The organism is Prauserella salsuginis, from assembly GCF_024648885.1.
GTDB lineage: Bacteria > Actinomycetota > Actinomycetes > Mycobacteriales > Pseudonocardiaceae > Prauserella > Prauserella salsuginis.
This window is the reverse complement of the sequence record NZ_JANBBF010000008.1, coordinates 131,753-150,741: the sequence shown is the minus strand read 5'-3', so window position 1 is coordinate 150,741 and position 18,989 is coordinate 131,753. Positions and strand designations below refer to the sequence as shown.

The 18,989-nt window shown below is 71.9% G+C and carries 15 protein-coding genes; 8 read left to right on the top strand and 7 right to left on the bottom strand.

The features are described 5' to 3' along the window. The first annotated feature begins 126 nt into the window (after positions 1 to 126). Together LY40_RS02155 and LY40_RS02150 are read left to right on the top strand one after the other, a co-directional pair. The gene (locus LY40_RS02155) at positions 127 to 1,272 is read left to right on the top strand and encodes a M24 family metallopeptidase (protein ID WP_258935778.1); all 1,146 of its coding nucleotides are present in this window, start codon (positions 127 to 129) and stop codon (positions 1,270 to 1,272) included. Next, positions 1,269 to 1,745: an Lrp/AsnC family transcriptional regulator gene (locus LY40_RS02150; protein ID WP_258935777.1), complete on the top strand. Its 477-nt coding sequence runs from the start codon at positions 1,269 to 1,271 to the stop codon at positions 1,743 to 1,745. The genes LY40_RS02155 and LY40_RS02150 overlap by 4 nt, the downstream gene beginning before the upstream one ends. Positions 1,746 to 1,758: 13 nt before the next feature. Here LY40_RS02150 and LY40_RS02145 read toward each other — a convergent pair whose 3' ends face one another. The 4 genes from LY40_RS02145 to LY40_RS02130 form a co-directional block, all read right to left on the bottom strand. After that, positions 1,759 to 2,838 (bottom strand): GDSL-type esterase/lipase family protein, encoded by a 1,080-nt coding sequence (locus LY40_RS02145; protein WP_258935776.1) that lies wholly within the window; start codon positions 2,836 to 2,838, stop codon positions 1,759 to 1,761. A gap of 97 nt (positions 2,839 to 2,935) precedes the next feature. Next, positions 2,936 to 3,664 carry an ABC transporter ATP-binding protein gene (locus LY40_RS02140; protein WP_258935775.1) on the bottom strand — a complete coding sequence of 243 codons (729 nt, stop codon included), beginning with the start codon at positions 3,662 to 3,664 and terminating at the stop codon, positions 2,936 to 2,938. Further along, positions 3,661 to 4,392, bottom strand: coding sequence for an ABC transporter ATP-binding protein (locus LY40_RS02135; protein WP_258935774.1), 732 nt, complete (start codon positions 4,390 to 4,392; stop codon positions 3,661 to 3,663). The genes LY40_RS02140 and LY40_RS02135 overlap by 4 nt, the downstream gene beginning before the upstream one ends. After that, positions 4,385 to 6,982 carry an FtsX-like permease family protein gene (locus LY40_RS02130; protein ID WP_258935773.1) on the bottom strand — a complete coding sequence of 866 codons (2,598 nt, stop codon included), beginning with the start codon at positions 6,980 to 6,982 and terminating at the stop codon, positions 4,385 to 4,387. Before LY40_RS02130 ends, LY40_RS02135 begins: the two co-directional genes overlap by 8 nt. 80 nt (positions 6,983 to 7,062) lie before the next feature. On the opposite strand from LY40_RS02130, the gene LY40_RS02125 reads away from it, so the two are divergent. Next, complete coding sequence (locus LY40_RS02125) at positions 7,063 to 7,638, top strand: dihydrofolate reductase family protein (protein ID WP_183787312.1); 576 nt, start codon at positions 7,063 to 7,065, stop codon at positions 7,636 to 7,638. A 61-nt stretch (positions 7,639 to 7,699) separates the two neighbouring features. Here the strand turns inward: LY40_RS02125 and LY40_RS02120 are convergent, their stop codons facing one another. Next, complete coding sequence (locus tag LY40_RS02120; protein WP_183787311.1) at positions 7,700 to 9,091, bottom strand: sugar porter family MFS transporter; 1,392 nt, start codon at positions 9,089 to 9,091, stop codon at positions 7,700 to 7,702. Between the two features lie 328 nt (positions 9,092 to 9,419). Between LY40_RS02120 and LY40_RS02115 the strand changes: the two genes are divergently transcribed. Beyond that, positions 9,420 to 10,403, top strand: coding sequence for a LacI family DNA-binding transcriptional regulator (locus LY40_RS02115; protein WP_258935772.1), 984 nt, complete (start codon positions 9,420 to 9,422; stop codon positions 10,401 to 10,403). Between the two features lie 24 nt (positions 10,404 to 10,427). Here the strand turns inward: LY40_RS02115 and LY40_RS02110 are convergent, their stop codons facing one another. Next, positions 10,428 to 11,669, bottom strand: coding sequence for an HAD-IA family hydrolase (locus LY40_RS02110; protein WP_258935771.1), 1,242 nt, complete (start codon positions 11,667 to 11,669; stop codon positions 10,428 to 10,430). An 87-nt stretch (positions 11,670 to 11,756) separates the two neighbouring features. Here LY40_RS02110 and LY40_RS02105 point away from each other — a divergent pair, with 87 nt between their 5' ends. Both LY40_RS02105 and LY40_RS02100 read left to right on the top strand, forming a co-directional pair. After that, positions 11,757 to 13,100 carry an FGGY-family carbohydrate kinase gene (locus tag LY40_RS02105; RefSeq protein WP_258935770.1) on the top strand — a complete coding sequence of 448 codons (1,344 nt, stop codon included), beginning with the start codon at positions 11,757 to 11,759 and terminating at the stop codon, positions 13,098 to 13,100. Between the two features lie 59 nt (positions 13,101 to 13,159). Continuing rightward, positions 13,160 to 14,044: a tagatose-bisphosphate aldolase gene (locus tag LY40_RS02100; RefSeq protein ID WP_258935769.1), complete on the top strand. Its 885-nt coding sequence runs from the start codon at positions 13,160 to 13,162 to the stop codon at positions 14,042 to 14,044. A gap of 56 nt (positions 14,045 to 14,100) precedes the next feature. Here the strand turns inward: LY40_RS02100 and LY40_RS02095 are convergent, their stop codons facing one another. After that, on the bottom strand, positions 14,101 to 15,522 hold the full coding sequence (locus LY40_RS02095) for a KamA family radical SAM protein (RefSeq protein ID WP_258935768.1): 1,422 nt from the start codon (positions 15,520 to 15,522) through the stop codon (positions 14,101 to 14,103). 98 nt (positions 15,523 to 15,620) lie between these two features. Here LY40_RS02095 and LY40_RS02090 point away from each other — a divergent pair, with 98 nt between their 5' ends. Further along, a complete protein-coding gene (locus tag LY40_RS02090) occupies positions 15,621 to 17,258 on the top strand; it encodes an amidohydrolase (RefSeq protein ID WP_258935767.1) in 1,638 nt (545 codons plus the stop codon). 61 nt (positions 17,259 to 17,319) lie between these two features. After that, positions 17,320 to 18,894, top strand: a complete 1,575-nt coding sequence (gene lnt, locus LY40_RS02085; protein ID WP_372497698.1) for an apolipoprotein N-acyltransferase — start codon at positions 17,320 to 17,322, stop codon at positions 18,892 to 18,894. The last annotated feature ends 95 nt before the right edge of the window (positions 18,895 to 18,989 follow it).

Below are 18,989 nucleotides of genomic sequence, written 5' to 3'. Positions count from 1 at the left end.
TTCCCACGTCCCGCTTCGCTGGCCGGTACGCCATGCGCGGGGGTGTCGCCCGAAACGGGCGAGATGGGAACGCGCCTGTTCGACCGACCACGACCCGTCCCGGGCCCGCTGGGTATTGTCGGGCTCATGTCCCGCCGATCGCTGCACAATCCCGCGCCCGACGCCGCCACGCTGCGGTCCCGCCTCGACCGTGCCGGCAAGGCCGCCGCCGATGCCGGTACCGACGCGCTGCTCATCGCGCCCGGTTCGGACCTGCGCTATCTCGTGGGTCAGGCGGGCGGTTCGTTCGAGCGGCTGACCACGCTCGTGGTGCCCGCGGGCGACGCCCCGCCCGCGTTGGTCGTGCCGAAGCTCGAGCTGCCCGGTTATTCCGACGTGCCGACCGACGAGCTGGGCATCGACGTCGTCACCTGGGTCGACGGCGACGACCCGTACCGCCTCGTCGCGGACCGGGTCGGGGCCGCGGGCCGGGTCGCCGTGAGCGACATGATGGCCGCGCTGCACGTGCTGGGCGTGCGCCGGGCGGTGCCGGGTGCCGAGCAGGTGCTGGCCGGGCAGGTGCTGCGTGAGCTGCGGATGCGCAAGGACGCCGCCGAGATCGCCGCACTCCGCGCGGCGGGCGCCGCGATCGACCGCGTGCACGCGCGGATGGGCGAGTGGCTGCGCCCCGGCCGCACCGAGGCCGAGGTGGGTGCCGACATCACCGCGGCGATCGTCGAGGAGGGCCACACCTCGGCCGAATTCGTTATCGTCGGCTCCGGGCCCAACGGCGCGAGCCCGCACCACGACGTGTCGGACCGGGTCATCGAGCCGGGTGATGTCGTGGTCGTCGACATCGGCGGTCCGATCCCGGAGGGCTACAACTCGGACTCCACGCGCACGTACGCCGTCGGCGAGCCCAAGGCCCCCGATGTCGCGGCGACCTACGCGGTCCTGCAGCGGGCCCAGCAGGCCGCGGTCGACGCGGTGCGCCCCGGGGTCAGCGCCGAATCGGTCGACGCGGCGGCCCGGGACATCATCGCCGACGCCGGATTCGGCGACCGGTTCATCCACCGCACCGGCCACGGCATCGGCCTGGACGTGCACGAGGAGCCCTACATCGTCGCGGGCAACGATCTGCCGCTCGAAGAGGGCATGGCCTTCAGTATCGAACCCGGCATCTACACGGCCGGGCACTGGGGCGCGCGGATCGAGGACATCGTCGTGGTGACCGCGGACGGGGCCGAACCGCTCAACACGCGCCCCCACGAGCTGGTCGTGCTCGACTCATGACGGCATCCGGGGCAAGCACGCCGGGCGCCGGGTTGGAGCCACTGGACAAGGCGATCGTGGCGGAGCTGTCGGCCGACGGGCGGCGCAGCTTCACCGACCTCGCCGAGCGGGTGGGCCTGTCGGTGTCGGCGGTCCACCAGCGGGTGCGCAGGCTCGAACAGCGAGGCGTCATCCGCGGCTACACAGCCAAGCTCGACGGCGAGCAGATCGGCCTCCCGCTGACGGCGCTGATCTCGCTCACCCCCAACGACCCGGCGGCACCCGACGACTACCCGCAGCGGCTGGAGCACATCGCCGAGATCGAGTCGTGCTACTCGGTGGCGGGCGATGAGTCGTACATCCTGCTGGTGCGGGTGCCGTCCCCGTTGGGGCTGGAGGACCTGCTGCGGCGCATCCGGGAGGTCGCGAAGGTGTCGACGCGGACGACGGTCGTGCTGTCCACGCCGTTCGAAGGACGCTCGCCGACCCTGTGACGGGCCGCCCGCGTCACCGGCCGTGTTCGGCTCTCACCGATGCCGCGGGGTGGAGGTTTCCGTCGTCGCCCGAGAGACAGGCGGCGGAGTCCTCTGTGGACGCGAGGAACTCGCTCAGGCAGCGTGCGAACTGCCGGTGCCCGCGGGCGTTGGGGTGGAACGACTCCTGAATCGCATGGCTCGCACGGTCGGTGTGTTCCAGGTCGGACCAGCGGACGGTGAACCGGGTGAACCATTCCGAGTTCTTGTCGTCGCCGCCGCTGCACGCCTCGTGGCCCAGCGCCGCGCGGGACAGGTCGAGGAATCTCGCGCCGGCTTGCTGTGCCGCGCGGCGCAGGCCCGCGGCCAGGTCGACGGCGCCGGTGTCGCGAACCCAGCGCAGGTCGGCCTTGCGGAACGGGCAGCCGTCGAGGTTGCGAAGGCTCTCCGGCATGTCCGGTCCGATCGGTGACGCGTACGACTGCAGCACGAGCTGGTAGTCGTCACGCTGATAGCCGGCCTCGCGCAGGACCGTCTGGATGTCGTTCAGGGCCCGGGCGACCTTCGGCACCATCGTGTCGATGCGCTGCTGCCAGTCGGACCGGATGTTCTCGTTGCACGGCGCGGCCTCGTCGGAGAACCACGCGGTAAAGCACTGCGAGATCAGGCGGGAGAACTGCGGCTCGTCGTTCGCTCCGATACCCACGACCACGGCCGCGACCCGGTGGTCGGTCACCAGTTCCCGCAGCTGCTGCGCTTGTGACGGCTCGGTCCACTGTTTCTCGTCGCCGAGGCGGATGTGCTTCGACGCCGCTCCGGAACAGGCCAGGTTGACGTGTTCGGTGACGCCCCGCAACTCGATGTGGTTGACCAGCGCGCGGGGGGAGCGGTGACACCAGTTGCCGTCCGTGCCGTCGGTGGCAGCGGTGTAGTCGCCCGTGCCCTCGCCGGAGACGGTGCTGTCACCGATCGAGACCACGGTGAGTGGTCCGCGACCGGGCGGGCCGGTGAGGTCGTCGGGTTGTCGGTCGGCCGTCATCAGCGCGAACACCGCGACGAGCAGGACAACCCCGGCCAGTGCACATGCACCGAGCCACCAGCGAGATCTGGCCATCGCGGTGATTCTACGGTCGTCGACGTTTCGTCCGGATACGGTGGTGTCCCGATTCGGGCCGGGCCGTCCGGTCACCGCTGCCGTGCCGGGTGTGGTCTCACCGGAGGACGTTCTCGGCGACGGTGCCACCGTGGGTGTCCGGGACTCGGGCGATGACACCGCCGGTGAGATCGAGCCGGCGGTCGGCGATGGCGTGCACGGCGTCGTCGTGGGTCGCGACGAGCACCGCGCCGCCGCCGTCGGCATGAGCGCGCAGCACCGACAGCACCGCAGGTACCGTGCCCGCGTCGAGGTGGGCGGTTGGTTCGTCCGCGACGAGGACGGTCGGGTGCGGCGCGAGTGCTCTGGCCAGCGCGACGCGCTGCTGCTGTCCGAACGACAGCTCGGGCGGGTAGCGGTCGGAGAGCCCGTCGAGGCGCAGTGCCGCCAGCAGCTCCGTCGTCGTGGCGATGACCTCGGAGTCCGGAACGTGCCTCAACCGCAGCGGCAGGGCCACGTTCTCGCCGGCGGTGAGCTCCTGCACCAAGCCGAGCGCCTGCGGCAGCAAGGCGCACCGCTGCCACGGCACGTCCGCGGTGACGGGTTCGCCCGCGATCAGCACCGAACCGGCGTCGGCCGTGTCGAAACCGGACAGCAGTGCCAGCAGTGTGCTCTTGCCCGAACCCGAACGGCCCGCGATCGTCACCAGTTCGCCCGCCCCGACCGTGACGTCGACGCCGCGGAGCACGTCGACGTCCCCGCCGGGGTGCGGGAAGCTGCGGCGCAGGCCGGTGGCCCGAAGTCCGTCTGCGCTCCCGGAGCCCGCCGTGAGGTCCGTGGCCGTCATGGGGTGTCGACTCCCTTCGGCGTCCGCGTATCGCCCGCGGGGGGAACGTCGTGCAGCGCGCCGTCCCGCAGCCGGACGAGGTGGGTGGCCAGGTCGATGAGGCGGCCGTCGTGGGAGGTGACCACGATCGTGAGGTCGTGGTCGGCGAGCCGGCGCAGCACGTCCAGCACGCGCTCGGCCGACACGTCGTCCAACTGCGACGTCGGTTCGTCCGCGAGGATCACCGGGGTGCGGCGGGCCAGTGCGCAGCCGAACGCGAGCCGCTGTTGCTGCCCGCCCGACAGTGCCGACACGCTCCAGTCGCCGGTGCCGTCGAGTCCGAGCTCGCCGAGGATGTCGTCGTCGGTGGTGTGGTCGTGGCCTGCGGACTCGGCGGCCGCGCGGAGATTGCCGGTCACCGACAGCTGGGGCAGCAGGTTGTCCACCGGGTTCTGGAACACGAGGCTGATCCGGTCGCGGCGCAGTGCGCGCCTGCGCCGGTGTGAGAGCCCGGCGACGTCCGTGCCGTCCAGTTCCACGGTTCCCCGGTCGGGACGTTCGACCAGCCCGAGCACCCGCAACAGTGTCGATTTGCCGGACCCCGAAGGGCCGGCGAGCACGGTCATGCCGGAGGCCGGCACGTCGAGGGTGATGTCCCGCGCGCCTGCCACCGGCCCGGCCGGGGTCGCGTAGTCGACGCACACGGATCGGAGCCGGTAGGTGGCGCGGCCGGTAGGGGATTCAGGCACGTAGCAGCTCCGCGGGGACGGCGGTACGCGCGGAGCGCACCGCGAGCAGTGCGGTCAGCAGCACCACGACGGTGCTCACGCCGACCACGGTCACGATCAAACCGGTGAGGTCGGGCAGCTGGGGAACCGGCGCGAGCCAGCGGACCGGATCGAACTGGCGCACGGAGACCGCGGCCACGGTCACGCCGCTCGCCACGCCGGCCACGGTGGCGAGCCCGCCGATCGCACCGAGTTCGGCCAGATGGCTGCGCAACAGCGCGGCCGGGCGCATCCCCATCCGCACCAGCAGCGTGGCGGCGAGTGCGTTCTGCCTGCGACGGGTCTCGACCGCCACCACCAGGATCAGCACGGCCACCACGGCGAGGACGATGCCCAGCAGCGTCACGAACGAGAACGTCCACTCGACGACGTGGAACGGCAGCGCGTCGAGCACGTCGGCGCGGCTCTCGGCGTTCGGATGCACCAGGCCGGCGTCCCGGAAGGCTGTCGTCAGCTCCTGGAGCGGCCCCGACGACAGCACCGTCCACTGCGGAACCTCCGCCAGCTGGGCGTCGGTGAGGGCTGTCCGGGAGACGACGTAGCCGGGCTCGCCGCCGAGCAGCGGGAAGGCGTCGAGCCGGGCCGTGACCTCCAGCGGCGGCAGGCCGGTCACCGTGGGAGGTGCCGCGCCTGCCGCACCGATGCTGATGGCGGGCACGGTCCCTTCGGCCGGCGCGGAAACGCGTTGCAGCACCTCGCCGATCCGGGTGTCGTCGAACGTGCCGGTCCAGGCGGCGTCGAGGAACGTGTCCGGGTCGACGACGGCGACGGTGGGCTCGCCCGCCGTGTAGTTGAACCGGCCGATGAGCGAGGTGCCGGCCCGCGCACCTTCGGGCAGGGCTGTCTCCCCGGTGCCGACGGTGCGCTCGACGTCCACGGAGGACTCGGCTCCGACGTACATGCCCGTCTTGTTCTCTAGCGCACTCCGCTGCCCCTCGGCCACGCCGGTCCCGACCGCGAGGGTGCCGACGGCGAGCATCGCGATCACCAGCACGCCGACCACGGCGGCGCGGGCACCGGCGAGGCGGCGGATCGCGAGCTGCAACGCGGGCCGCGACCACAGCCGGGCCCGGTGCGAGAGCCGCAGCGCGAGGAAGGTCAGCCGCGCCACGACGATCCCGACCGTGAGTACCACCGCGACGGGGTAGGTCAGAGCCAGCGGATCGACCTGGGGGAGCGGATCGCCGAGCCGGGACGTGCCGCCGTACTCGGCCAGGCGCAGCCAGCCCGCGCAGGCCACGGCAGCGGTGGCGAGTTCCCACGGCAGGTAGGCCGCCAGCCGGCGCCGGGCCCGTCTGCCCGAGGCACGGCCCTGTTGGAACTCCCGGTGCGCCCGCACCGCCACGACCGACACCAGCAGCGCCAGCGACAGCACCAGTGCTCCGGTGCCGTATCCCGCCGCCGTCCAGAACTCGGCCGGGTCCATTTCGCCGGGTGGGCCGTAGGCGGGGAGCAATCCGCGGGCCAGCAGGACGCCTGCCACACCGCCGAACGCCATGGGCAGCCCCAGTTCGGCGAGCGCCAGCAGACCGAGCGCCCCGGGCCCGTACCCGCGGGAGGAGAGAAGTCTGATCCGCGCATGCCGGCGCTGGTACCACTGCACGGCGAGCGTGCCTGCCCCGGCGCAGCCGACGAGGACCGCCAGAATCGCCAACGGCAGGATCGACAGGCCCACGTTGGTCTCCGCGCGGTTCGCGAGGTCGATGGATCGCTGGAACGGGACGGAGCCGTGCACCAGGCCGGCATGACCGCCCGCCTGCAGGTCGGCCTCGACGTCGGCGATCAGGGCGCGGGCACGGGCGGCGCGGTCCTCGGCCTCGGCGAGCGTGGCAGGTGGTGGCAGCCGGAAGCTGACGACCGCGCGTTCCAACCGGTCGAACTGGCGGACGGCTCGGTCGAACGCCCGCTGGTCGGTGGCGAAGACGATGGCGCCGGTCTCGATGTGGTCGACGAGCCGGTTGGTGACCGTCATGTCGCGGACCGAACACCACGGGCCGGGTGCGGGCAGGTGCAGGTCCCGGTAGACGCCGGTCGCGGGCGGCAGCGCGCCGCCGGCTCCACGGGTGCCGAGCGGGATGTTCTCGGCGTCGGCGAGCTCGGTGCCCAGCCACAGCCCGGACGCGCTGGTGCCGCGGAGCAGTTCGAGATCGTCCACGCCCCCGTCGCGGTAGGCGAGTCGGTAGTCGAACGTCTCGCCGTCGAACTCGGCGGCACCCACCGGCGTGTACATGCCGACCATCGGCCGGCCGAAGCCGTGCTCGCCGGCGCGGGCGCGGACGGTGTCGGACACCAGCTGCGCGTCGGACCGCGAGAGCGAGCGGGCGTTGAAGAACGGGCCGTACTGGTCCTCGCACACGCTCTCGGCACGGCCCGCGATCGCCGCGCCCGCGGAGGCCGAGGTGTGCAGCGGGGTGGCCGTGGCGAGGAAACAGGTGAGCAGGGCGGTGGCCGCGGTGACGAGCGCGACCAGCGGGCTCGACAGGGCGGCCTTCGGCGCGGTCCGCCACGCCAGGGGCATGCGGAGCAGTCCTGGCCGCCGTCGTCGCCGCATGAGCGGGAACTGTAGTGCGTTCGGGCTCGGGTTACGGGAGAATTCCCAGGATCGTCCCCGGGGAGCGAAATGAGCGCGTGATGCCGGATCTGATGGTCGACTTCATTATCTCGCTCGACGGCTATGGCGCCGCCGAGGGCTGGCCGGGGTTCTGGGGCATGGAATCACCGGAGTATCTCGCCTGGCTCGACGAGGACGGAACAGCCGACTGCACCCTGCTCATGGGTGCGACGACGTACCGGCTGATGTCCGGGTTCGCGGCCGACGCGCGCGGCGACCCCGGTATGGCGCAGCTGACCGCGACTCCGAAAGTGGTGTTCTCCTCGACGCTGCAGGCTCCGCTGTCGTGGGACAACACCGAGCTCGTCGCCGACGAGGCTGTGGACACGGTGCGCGAGCGGAAGGACGGCGACGGCAGGTCCCTGCGCACGCTCGGCAGCATCAGCCTGTGCCGATCGCTGTTGCGGGCCGGGGTGGTGGACCGGTTCCGGCTCGTCGTGTTCCCCGTCATCACGGGTGCGAGCGGCCGGGACCGGATCTTCGACGGGTACCCCGATGTCACGCTCGAACTGATCGCGCAGCGCACCTTCGAGGGCGGACTCCAGCTGCTCGAATACGTCCCCACCGTGCTCGACGGACCGCCCGGCACCGGGTGAAGCCCGTGGCCCACCGGTGCGCGTGGCCGAGCGGGGCTCGACCACGCGCACCGCTCGCGGGTCAGCTCGCGACCGAGGTGCGTGCTGCGGGGCCGCCGTTGAGCTGGGCGTCGACCTCCTCGAGCGTGCGCCCGCGGGTCTCGGGCAACCGCCGGTGGAGGAACAGCAGACCGAGTCCGCCGAGGACCGCGTAGAGCCAGAACAGCCCACTGGGCGACAGCGCGTTGATGGTCGTCAGCACGGTGACCGAGATCAGGAGGTTCAGGATCCAGTGCGTGGCCAGGCCCGCGCTTCCGGCCTTGCCGCGCACCTCTGTCGGGAACACCTCGCTGTTGACCAGCCACATCGCCAGGCCGAGGCTCGCCGAGAAGGACGCCTGGTAGATCATGAGGAACGTCAGCAGCACGCCCGCCCACACGCCGCTGAGGTCGGTGAAGGCGTACACGGCGCCGATCACGACCAGTGACAGCACCACGAGCGCGGTGCCGCCGAGCACCAGCGGGCGTCTGCCGATCCGGTCGACGAGCAGCAGCCCGACGAGGGTGAAGCCGACGTTGGCGATGCCGAGGCCGACCGAGGACAGGATCGCCGCGGAGTCACCGAAGCCCGAGCCGGTGAGCAGGGTCGGGGTGTAGTAGGTGACGGCGTTGACGCCGACCAGCTGGTTCGTCGCGGCGACGCCGACGCCGAGAATGATGCCGGGCCGGAACCGGGACGAGAGCAGGTCCCGGAAGGTGTGACGGTTCTCGGCGTGCATCGCAGAGGTGATCTCGGCGACCTCGTCGTCGACGGCGTCCGCGGAACGAGTGCGCCGCAGCAGTGCGCGCGCCTCCTGCTCCCGGCCTTGCGACAGCAGCCAGCGCGGACTCTCCGGCAGCATCGGCAACGCCGCCAGCATGATCACGGCCGGCACGGCCGCGACGGCGAGCATCCAGCGCCACGCCTGCGCATCGGACAGCACGTACCCGGTGATGTACGAGATCAGGATTCCGGACGAGATCATCAACTGATTCACCGACACCAGCCGGCCGCGCAGATGGGCAGGCGCGATCTCGGCGATGTAGGCGGGAACCGCGACCGAGGCCGCACCGATCGCCAGGCCCAGCACGATGCGTGCCAGCAGGAGGATCGTCGTCGACGCCGCCACTCCGGAGGCGATTGCACCGGCGAGGAACAGCACAGCGACCGCGAGCAATGTCCGGCGCCTGCCGAGCCGGTCCATGATCGCACCGCCCGCCGCGACGCCGATGATCGCGCCGACGAGAAGTGACGCGACGACGAATTCCTTGGCCTGGTCGCTGAGGCCGAACTCCGGCCCGATGTACAGCAGTGCCGCGGAGATAATGCCGGTGTCGTAACCGAACAGTAGGCCACCGAATGCCGCGATCACCGTGGCGCCCATGCCCGCGCCCTTGCGCGGACGGGCGCTGCCGACGACAGCGTTGTCGTTCATCTGTCGACTCCCGTTGTCTCGTTCCCGCATCGCGATGATCCGCGACGGCTCAGGGCCGGGTGGATTCCCACCCGGAGGCATACGGCTGCGTGACGGCGGCCGCACCGGGACAGTAGACGGCGTCATGTCACCGATGTCAAGCTCGGATACGTCACCGGTGTCATAGTGGGACGACGCGTGGCGCGTTGCCGCCCGTCAGCTCCTCGGATCCCGACCGGCACCGACGCCGGGCTCCGAGGTTCCGAGCACCGGTGCCCGGAATCGATACACTGCGCTCGAAGCCGATGCGTCCAGCGCGTCCCCTCGTCGAAAGGTCCGCCCGAATCTCATGACCACGATGCGAGATGTCGCCGCGCTCGCCGGAGTGAGCGCGAAGACCGTGTCGCGTGTGTTCAACAACGACGAGCACGTGTTACCGGAGACCAGGACACGGGTCGAGCTCGCCATGCGGGAGCTGAGCTACGTCCCGAATGCGGTGGCCACCACGTTCCGCAACGGCAGGGCTCCCGTCGTCGGTGTCGTCGTGCCCGACCTGCTCGACCCGTTCTTCGCCGCCGTGGCCGAAGCGGTGAACCACGTGGCCGTGGAACACGGAATGTCCACGATGGTCACCACGATCGGCGAGGATGCCGAGCAGGAGGGCACACTCGTCGGGCGGCTGCTGTCACAGTCACTCAGCGGCCTGGTGATCGCACCGGTCGCGACGGACAACTCGTACCTGACGCGGTGGTCGGACCGGCTTCCCATCGTGTTCGTGGACCGCGCTCCCGGTGGCGTTGCCGCCGACGCCTTTCTGGAGGACGACGAAGGCGGCGCGCGGATGGGCGTGACCCATCTGTTGGAACGCGGCCACGAGCGGATCGCGTTCGTGGCCGACATCTCCGATGTGCCGACCGGCAGGAGCAGGCTGCGCGGCTATCGCGCGGCGCTGGCCGAGCACGGCATCGAGCGCGACGAATCCTGCGAGGTTTTCGGCGTCGTCGACAGGGAGAGTGCGGCTACGGCCGTCGCGAGGCTGACCGCGCTGCCGGAGCCGCCGACCGCGATCTTCTCGTCGAACGCCCGCAGCAGCATGGCGCTGGTGCCCCAACTCCGGGACGGCCGCTTCGCGGTGGTCGGATTCGGCGACTTCCCGATGGCGGACATGGTCACGCCTGCGATGACGGTGATCGACCAGGATCCCGCGCTACTCGGCGACCACGCGGCCCGGCGTGTGTTCGACCGGCTGGACAATCCGAAACGGCGCTACCGGAGGAGAACGGTGCTGCCGGTGCGCCTCATCGAACGCGAATCCTGCGCCGTGCGCCGGTGACCGGGCCGCGGCCGGTGCGGTGTCTCAGCCCGGGCCCGAGTTGGCGCCCGGCGTCGGTGTCAGGCCGACGCCCGACTCGTCGGCAGAGACTGTGAGCCGGTCCAGGCCGTCCACGAGCACGTCCGCCGTAGCCAGCTCGCCGGGAGCGACCGTGCCGAGCATCCCGATCACCGCGCATCCGGCTGCGCGGGCGGCGGCGACCCCGGCCGGTGCGTCCTCGACGACCAGGCATCGTTCCGGCGCGACACTCAGCCGCTGCGCCGCGAGGCGATAGGGCTCGGGGTCGGGCTTGCCGGCGTGCACGTCGTCGGCCGTGACCAGCACCGGAGGTGGGGTGATCCCGGCGGCGGCCAGTCGCGCGCGGGCGATCGCGGGCGTACCGGAGGTCACCAGCCCGTACCGCGTCGCTGGGAGCGCATCGAGGAGGGCGTGGGCTCCCGGCACCTCGGTGACCGTGGGCGCGTCGTCGACCTCGAGTCGTTCGATGTGCCGCATCCCCTCGGCCACGCGCGCTGCGGGCAGGAACTGGGAGAGGAGAGCACGGGCCGGGCGGCCGTGGTTCTGCTCGACCGTGGCCGGCGGGATGTCGAGGTCGCCGGCGAGTCGTTCCCAGGACCGCAGTACCGACGCGGTCGAATCCACCAGTACACCGTCCACATCGAACAGCACTGCGTCGAAAGGCCGGTCGAACACCGGGGCGTCGGGGTTGATCGGAACGCGGTGGCCCAGCGCGCGTCGCACCCGGAAACACTGCTGCTGCGGCGTCAGCTCCGCGTCGACACCGGTGTGCGGGACGGCGGGCGGAGCGGAGGGTGAGTCGGCGGGCCGGTGCGAGTCGCGGGCTGCGCCGCGGCCGGCCCGTCGGCGCGCGAACAGCTCGGGAGCTCCGCGCATGTGCACCATCCGCAGCTCGGCGGGAGCGAGCGCCTCGGTGAGCTCCCGCCAGGCGCGCCCGCCTGCGAGCTCGGCGGTGAACGGCGCGACGAGCACCGCGGTGCCCGCGGTCGCCACGACGTCGGTGGCGGTGGCGCGCAGCGCCGCGTAGCGGGCGTCGCGGATCGTGTCGCGGTGCGGAGGGGCGAGCCAGTGCTCGGCGAAGACCGGCCCGTGCATCCGGTCGAGCAGCGGCGTCGTGAGCGAATCCAGGTCCAGCAACGGCGCTCCGAGCGCGGCGGCGAGATGCCGGCCGAGGGTCGTCTTCCCGCTCCCGGCCGGTCCCGATACGCCGACCGCGAGCGGCCGGGCGGTTTGACAATGCGACGCCATGCTCCTGATGATAGCCGCGTACGTCACCGGTGTCATGGACAGTCATGTCACCGGAGTCATAAGCGGACTTCGGGAAGGGGTGGGTCGATGAGCGGCGGCCTCGTGGCGGGGATCGACCTCGGGAGCACCACCGTCAAGATGCTGGTGGTCGGCGAGGACGGAACGGAGCTGGCGCTCGAGCAGATACCGACGCCGTGGCGGCACGGACCGGACGGCACGACCGACCTGCCCGCCGACCGGCTGCACGCCGCGCTGCACCGGCTCGTCGACGGTGCGGTCGAGCGGCTGGCCGCGGTCACGGAACGGCGGATCGACGCCGTCGCGGTGTCCGGTATGGGGGAGAGCGGCGTGCTGCTCGACCGCACCGGCCGTGCCGTCGCGCCGGCATTCGCGTGGTTCGACCCGCGCGGCGGCGAGCAGATCGCGGCGTTCCCCGCGGAGATCCGCACCGAGTTCGCCGGACGGACGGGCTTGCCGTTGGGGGCGCAGACGTCGGCGGCGAAGCTGGCGTACCTGCGTGACGGTGGACAGCGGCTGGCCGGGCTCCGGTGGCTCAACCTGCCCGAGTTCGCCGCGACCGTGCTGGGTGGCCGTCCGTCGCTGGAGGCGTCACTCGCCTCGCGCACCGGACTGCTCGACCAGGACACCGGCGAGCCGTGGCCCGCGATGCTCGCCGAGCTGGGCGCGGATGACGGCCTACTGGCGCCGATCGAGCCCGCGGGCACCGACCTCGGGGCGGTGTCGGGCGACTTCCCGGCGACCGTGGCAGGAGCCCGGATCGCCGTCGCGGGCCACGACCACCTGGTCGCCGCCGAGGCCGACGGCCCGATCCGACCCGGCAACTACCACGTGTCGATGGGCACGGCGGAGGTACTGCTGCGGGTGATCGACGAACCGCTCGGCTACGAGGCTCGCACCCGGCTCGCCGGACGGTTGATCAACGAGGTGCGTCATGTCGCGGACGGCAAGCACGTGCTCGTCGCCGGCGTGAAGACCGGTTTGTTGCTGCGACGCGCGATGCAGACGTTCGGCATCACCGACCGCGCCGGGCGCGACCGGCTCGACGAGGCCGTGATGGCGCTGCCTTATGAGGGCGAGCTGCCCGCGGGCGGGCTGGAGGTCTCGGGTGCGCGCAACGACGACGGCGACCTCGCGGTGACCGTACGGACCGACGGTGCCGGACCGGCCGAGGTGTTCGGCGCCGTGCTGCGCCACAGCAACGACGAGATCCGGACGCTCGTCGCCGCGCTCGACCGGGAAGTGCCGCCTGCGACGTCGGCGACGCTCACCGGCGGTTGGGCGGGCATGCGCAGCGTGCAGCGCGCCCGCGCGGAGGTGCTGCCGCAGTTGGCCGTGTCCGGCAGGGCACAGGAAACCGCGTTCGGTGCAGCGCGTGTCGCCGCCGGTCTGTTGCCCGCCCCGGCCCACTGAGGCCCGTGCCGGGAGACCGCACACCAACCCGAGACCGCACCAGAACACAGGAGGAAAGAATGAACACCCTGACCACGTCCGAACGCCGCGGTCTCGCCGCGATCTCCACCCCGGCAGGGCGGATGCTGATCGTCGCCGCCGACCAGCGCAACGGCATGAAGAAGGCCATGGACGATGCACCCGAAGGGCCGTCCGGGATCAGCACGGACGAGTTGGCCGCGGCGAAGAGCGACCTCGTGGCGCATCTGGCCAATCAGGCGCCCGCGATCCTGCTGGACGCCGAGGTCGCACTGCCGAAGGTCGTCGACGACGGCACGTTGGCACGGGACACGGGCCTGGTCGTGGGGATGGACGCGTCGGGCTACGAGACGGTCGACGGGTTGCGCTACACGCGGTACGTGCCGGGCGTGACCGCGCGCACCGTGCGGGACCTCGGTGGTGACGTGGCGAAGATGCTGTTCTACACCCGCCCCGACCGGCAGGGCCCGGACTCGGCCGTGGCCGATCAGATCCGCGAGCTGGTGCGTTCCTGTGCCGAGGAGGGCGTGCTGCTGATCGTCGAGCTGCTGACCTACCGCCTGGACGGCGAGTCCGAAGAGGACTACGCCGCCGCGTTCCCGAAGCTCGTGGCCGATGGGGCCCGGCTGGCCGTCGAGTGCGGTGCCAAGGTGCTCAAGCTGCAGTACCCCGGATCGGCCGAGGCATGCGCCGCGGTGACCGAGGCGGCCGCGGGCGTGCCGTGGGCCGTGCTCTCTGCGGGGGTGGATCACGAGACGTTCATCGGCCAGGTGAAGGTCGCGGTCGACGGCGGCGCGAGCGGTGCGATGGCGGGCCGTTCGCTGTGGAAGGACAGCCTGTCGATCTCCGGCGACGTGCGCAGGGAGCGGTTGACCGACCGCGCGCTGCCGCGGCTGCGGGAACTGGAAGCCGTCGTCGACGGGTGACCGGCGGGCCGGGGCGGCGACGCGGGTCGCGCGGCCGCCCCGGCCCGGCGAGCGGCTCAGCCGTGCTCGGCCCACCAGGCCCGGCCCGCCTCGGGCAGGGTCGAGATCGGGTCGTAGTACGGATAGCGCCGTTCCAGCGCCTCGGGGTCGTCGAGTTCGATGCCGGTGCGGTAGTTCTTCGTCCAGTACGAGATACCGCGTTCGCGGTCGTACTCGGCGAGCTGGTGCACCCAGCGCTTCCCGACGTAGGGCACGTCGCACACGATGCGCGGCGTGGCGTACCCGGGCAGATAGCCCATGATCGCGTGCTGCAGGTGCTGCGCCTCGGCGACCGAGAGCCGCCAGTGCTCGGCGTTGGGGATCATGTCGCACATGTAGAAGTAGTACGGCAGGATGTTCGCCTCGCCCTGCAGCGCGAAGCACAGGTCGAGCAGCGATGCGGGCGTGTCGTTCACCCCGCGCATGAGCACGCCCTGGTTGCGCACGTCCCGCACACCCACTTCGAGGGCCGTCCTGGCGGCCTCGGCGACGAGCGGGGTCACCGACTGCGCGTGGTTGACGTGCGTGTGGATCGCCAGGTTGACCCCGCGCCGTCGTGCCGTGCCCGCGACGCGTTCGAGTCCTTCGACGACCTTGGGCTGCAGCCAGTGCTGCGGCAGGCCCGCGAGCGCCTTGGTGGCGAGCCGGATGTCGCGCACCGTCTCGATGTCCAGCAGCCGCATGAGGAACGCCTCGAGCTGGTGCCACGGCACGTTCGCCACGTCGCCGCCGGAGACCACGACGTCGCGCACGCCCGGGGTGCGGTTGAGGTAGTCGACGATCTGGTCCTGCCGGTCGACCGGTTTGAGCTCGAGCTTGTGCTTGTCGATCTGCTCGGTCGAGTTGCCGACGAGGTCCATGCGGGTGCAGTGGCCGCAGTACTGCGGGCAGGTCGACAGCAGTTCGGCGAGCACCTTGGTGGGGTAGCGGTGGGTCAGCCCCTCGACGACCCACATCTCCGCCTCGTGCAGCGAGTCGCGCTCCGAGTGCGGATGGCTCGGCCACTCGGGGTCGCGGTCACTGCGCACCGGCAGCATGTAGCGCCGGATCGGATCGGCGTACAGCGCATCGGTGAACCGGCGTGGGTCGGTGTCCGCGTGCGGCGCCATCGTGTTGAGCATCTGCGGCGGGAGCAGCATCGACATGGTCGCCATGTCCCGCTGGTCGGCGGCCAGGTCGTCGAAGAACCGGTCCTCGACCAGATCCCCCAGCACGGAGCGGAGCTGCTTGAGGTTGCGGACGCAGTGGACCCGCTGCCACTGGGCGTCGCGCCATTGGGCCTCGGTCACGTCACGCCAGCCGGGGAACCGGCGCCAGTCCGGTTCGACCAGCTCGGCGCGCCGGTACTCGTATGGCTGTTCGACACCGTGCTGCCCTGCCTGGTCGGCGGCGGGCGCGGACGGGTGTGTGCCGGTAGCAGGCTCCTGGGTCGCAGTCACATCTGCTCCTCAAATCGCGGATACGTTGAAAATATCCTGTCATATCGATCATTAGATGCAAACATTCTCGTCAGCTTCGTCGTGGCACACTGCCGGACGTGACGAGTTCTTCCGCTGGATCCGCAGGTCCCCACAGCACGACTGCCCGCACCACACTGCTGCTCGGCGGGCACGTCCACACGCCGGCCTCCAGTGGTGCCACGGCGATGGCCGTCACCGACGGCACCGTCGTGTGGGTCGGGCAGGACGGGCCGGGACGGGCACTGCACCCGGACGCCGAGGTGATCGACCTCGACGGTGCGTTCGTCACCCCCGGATTCGTCGACGCGCACGTGCACGCCACCAACGCAGGCCTGCACCTGGCCGGCATCGACCTGGCCCGCGTGAGCGACGCGGGCCAGCTGCTCGCCGCGGTCCGGAGCGCCGCCAGGCCAGGCGAGGTGCTGATCGCGCACGGTTGGGACGAGACGCGGTGGACCGAGCCGCGGTTGCCGAGCCGGACCGAGCTCGACGAGGCGGCGGGCGGCGCGCCCGTGTATCTGAGCCGCGTGGACGTGCACTCCGCGCTCGTGTCGAGCGCGCTCGTCGACCTCGCCCCGGGAATCCGGCAGCTGTCCGGCTGGTCCGACGACGGGCCGGTGACCAGGGAGGCGCACAGCGCCGCGATCACCGCGTCCCGCAGCGCGCTCACCCCGGAGCACCGACATCGGGTACAGGAGACCTTCCTGCGGGAGGCCGCCGCCCGCGGAATCGTTGCGGTGCACGAGAACGCCGCCCCCGGCATCTCGAGCGAGGAGGACCTGCGCGGACTGCTCGAGCTGGCCGACGACCCCGGGCTGCCCGAGGTCGTCGGCTATTGGGGCGCAAGCGGACAGGACGCCGTCGACACGGCCCGCAGGCTCGGCGCCCGCGGCCTGGCGGGCGACCTGCTCGTCGACGGCTCGCTCGGCTCCCGCACCGCGGCGCTGCACGCGCCGTACGCCGACGCCGACACCACCGGAAACCGCTACCTCGAGGCCCACGAGATCGCCGACCACATCGCACTGTGCACCGACGCGGGCCTGCAGGCCGGATTCCACGTCATCGGCGACGCCGGCGTCAGCGAGGTGGTCGAGGGCTTCCGGCTGGCGGAGAAACAGGTCGGCCGGCGAGCACTCGCGGGTGCGGGGCACCGGCTCGAGCACGTCGAGATGATCGATGCCGACCAGGCCGACGTGCTCGCCGGCTACAACGTGGCCGCGTCGATGCAGCCGCTGTTCGACGGGAACTGGGGCGGCCGCGAGGGCATGTACGCGACCCGGCTGGGCGCCGACCGTGCCGCCGGGCTGAACCCGTTCGCGACGCTGGCCGCCGCCGGCGTGCCGCTCGCGTTCGGGTCGGACGTGCCTGTCACCCCGCTCGCGCCGTGGGAAAGCGTGCGGGCCGCCGTGCACCATCGCACCCCGGGCTCCGGCATCTCGCCCCGCGCCGCCTTCAACGCCCACACCCGCGGTGGGCACCGCGCCGCGGGTGTGGCCGACGGCATCACCGGTTCGCTCGTGCCGGGCGCGCCCGCCCACTACGCGGTCTGGGAGCCGGTGGAGCTGGTCGTCGCCGCACCGGACAGCCGGGTGCAGCGGTGGTCGACCGACCCACGCGCCCAGGTCCCCGGGCTGCCGCCGCTCGAACCCGAGACGCCGCTGCCCAGGTGCCTGCGCACCGTCCGCGCCGGTGAGGTCATCCACTCCCGTGACTGAGCCGAAGCAGCAGACGGCCACCTCGGCCGCCCACCCGGTCGCCGGGGACACACCGCCCGGCGTGGGCGATGGGGCTCCGAACGGGACCGGAACCCGGTGGGAACGGCTACGGCCCGTGCTGGGCAGGCTCGCGCTCGCCGCAGCCTCCGGGGTCGTGTTGTTCCTGGCGTTCGCACCGCGCCCGCTGTGGTGGCTGGCTCCCTTCGCGTTCGCCGGTTTCGGGCTCGCACTGCACGGCAGGCGGCTGTGGGGCGCGGCGGGCTACGGCCTCGTGTTCGGCCTCACGTTCAACCTGCTGCACCTGCTGTGGATCGAGGACTTCCTCGGCGCGGAGTTCGGACCCGGCCCGTGGCTGGCGCTGTCGGGGGTCATGGCGCTCTACGTCGCGGTCGCCGCCGCGATCATGCCGCTGGCAGGCCGGCTGCCCGCGGCGCCGGTGTGGCTGGCGGTCGTGTTCCTGCTGCAGGAGTACGCCCGCTCCCGCTGGCCCGCCAACGGCTTCCCGTGGGGCAGGGTCGGGTTCAGCCAGCCCGAGGGCGCCTACACCCCGCTCGCGGCAATCGGCGGCGCACCGTTGGTCGGCTTCGCAGTCCTGACATCCGGTTTCGGCCTCGCATGGCTGATCGTGCGCCTCCGCCGCGACGGCGCCACGCCGTGGACCGGTCTCGCACCCGCCGCGGCCTGCGCCCTCGTGCCGCCGCTGGCCGGCCTGGCGCTCTGGCCCGCTGTCGGCACCGGAGCGGAGGCCGGCAGCCGCACCGTGGCCGTCGTGCAGGGCAACGCACCGAACGCCGGCATCGGCCTGTTGGGCGAGCGCGAGACCATCCGCGCAGGTGCGCTGGCCGAGAGTGACCGGCTCGCCACCGGGATCGACCGCGGCGAGGTGCCCCGGCCGGACCTCGTCGTGTGGCCGGAGACCACCGTTGACGTCGTCGGCGGCAGGGACGCCGACGTCACCGCCGCGGTGGACGAACTCGGCTTGCCGACGCTCGTCGGATCGTTGTACCGCACCGACGACGGCAAGACCGACAACGCCGTCGTCGCCTGGCGACCCGGCGAGGGCCCGGGGGAGCGGTACACCAAACAGGAGCTCGTGCCGTTCTCGGAGTACGTGCCGATGCGGCAGATCGCCGCCTGGTTCACCCCGTTCGTCGGCAACACGCGGGACATGCGCTGGGGCGGCGAGCCCGGTGTGTTCGACATCGCGGGCACACGCGTCGGTACCGCGATCTGCTACGAGGCCGCCTACGACTATCCGTCGCGCGACGCGGCCGACGCCGGTGCCCGCATGATCGTGCTGCCCACGAACAACGCGTGGTTCGGCGACGGTGAGATGACCTACCAGCAGCTCGCGATGGCCAGGCTGCGCGCGGTCGAGCATGGCCGCGCCGTCGTCGTCGCCGCGACCAGTGGCGTGAGCGCCGTCGTCCGGCCGGACGGTACCGTCGCGCAGCAGACGGAGATGTACACGGCCGATTCGCTGGTCGCCGACGTGCCGCTGCGGGAAACGACTACGCTGGCGGACCGGTTCGGACCGTGGACCGAACGCGTGATGCTCGGCGCGGGTGTCTGCGCGGTGCTGGCGGGACTCGTCCTGCGGCGCCGTGCGGTGCAGACCACCGGCCGTGTCGGCTGACGCCGGCCGTCCGGGCACACGTCACGGAGGCAGAACCGGGTGAGAGCCCGGCGCGGCCACGATGCGGTGGCCGGTGAACCACGGCGCACCGGATG

Bases quoted from the DNA above. Each gene is read 5' to 3' on its own strand.
- LY40_RS02155 (WP_258935778.1), top strand. From the start codon at position 127: ATGTCCCGCCGATCGCTGCACAATCCCGCGCCCGACGCCGCCACGCTG.
- LY40_RS02150 (WP_258935777.1), top strand. From the start codon at position 1,269: ATGACGGCATCCGGGGCAAGCACGCCGGGCGCCGGGTTGGAGCCACTG.
- LY40_RS02145 (WP_258935776.1), bottom strand. From the start codon at position 2,838: ATGGCCAGATCTCGCTGGTGGCTCGGTGCATGTGCACTGGCCGGGGTT.
- LY40_RS02140 (WP_258935775.1), bottom strand. From the start codon at position 3,664: ATGACGGCCACGGACCTCACGGCGGGCTCCGGGAGCGCAGACGGACTT.
- LY40_RS02130 (WP_258935773.1), bottom strand. From the start codon at position 6,982: ATGCGGCGACGACGGCGGCCAGGACTGCTCCGCATGCCCCTGGCGTGG.
- LY40_RS02125 (WP_183787312.1), top strand. From the start codon at position 7,063: ATGCCGGATCTGATGGTCGACTTCATTATCTCGCTCGACGGCTATGGC.
- LY40_RS02120 (WP_183787311.1), bottom strand. From the start codon at position 9,091: ATGAACGACAACGCTGTCGTCGGCAGCGCCCGTCCGCGCAAGGGCGCG.
- LY40_RS02115 (WP_258935772.1), top strand. From the start codon at position 9,420: ATGACCACGATGCGAGATGTCGCCGCGCTCGCCGGAGTGAGCGCGAAG.
- LY40_RS02110 (WP_258935771.1), bottom strand. From the start codon at position 11,669: ATGGCGTCGCATTGTCAAACCGCCCGGCCGCTCGCGGTCGGCGTATCG.
- LY40_RS02105 (WP_258935770.1), top strand. From the start codon at position 11,757: ATGAGCGGCGGCCTCGTGGCGGGGATCGACCTCGGGAGCACCACCGTC.
- LY40_RS02100 (WP_258935769.1), top strand. From the start codon at position 13,160: ATGAACACCCTGACCACGTCCGAACGCCGCGGTCTCGCCGCGATCTCC.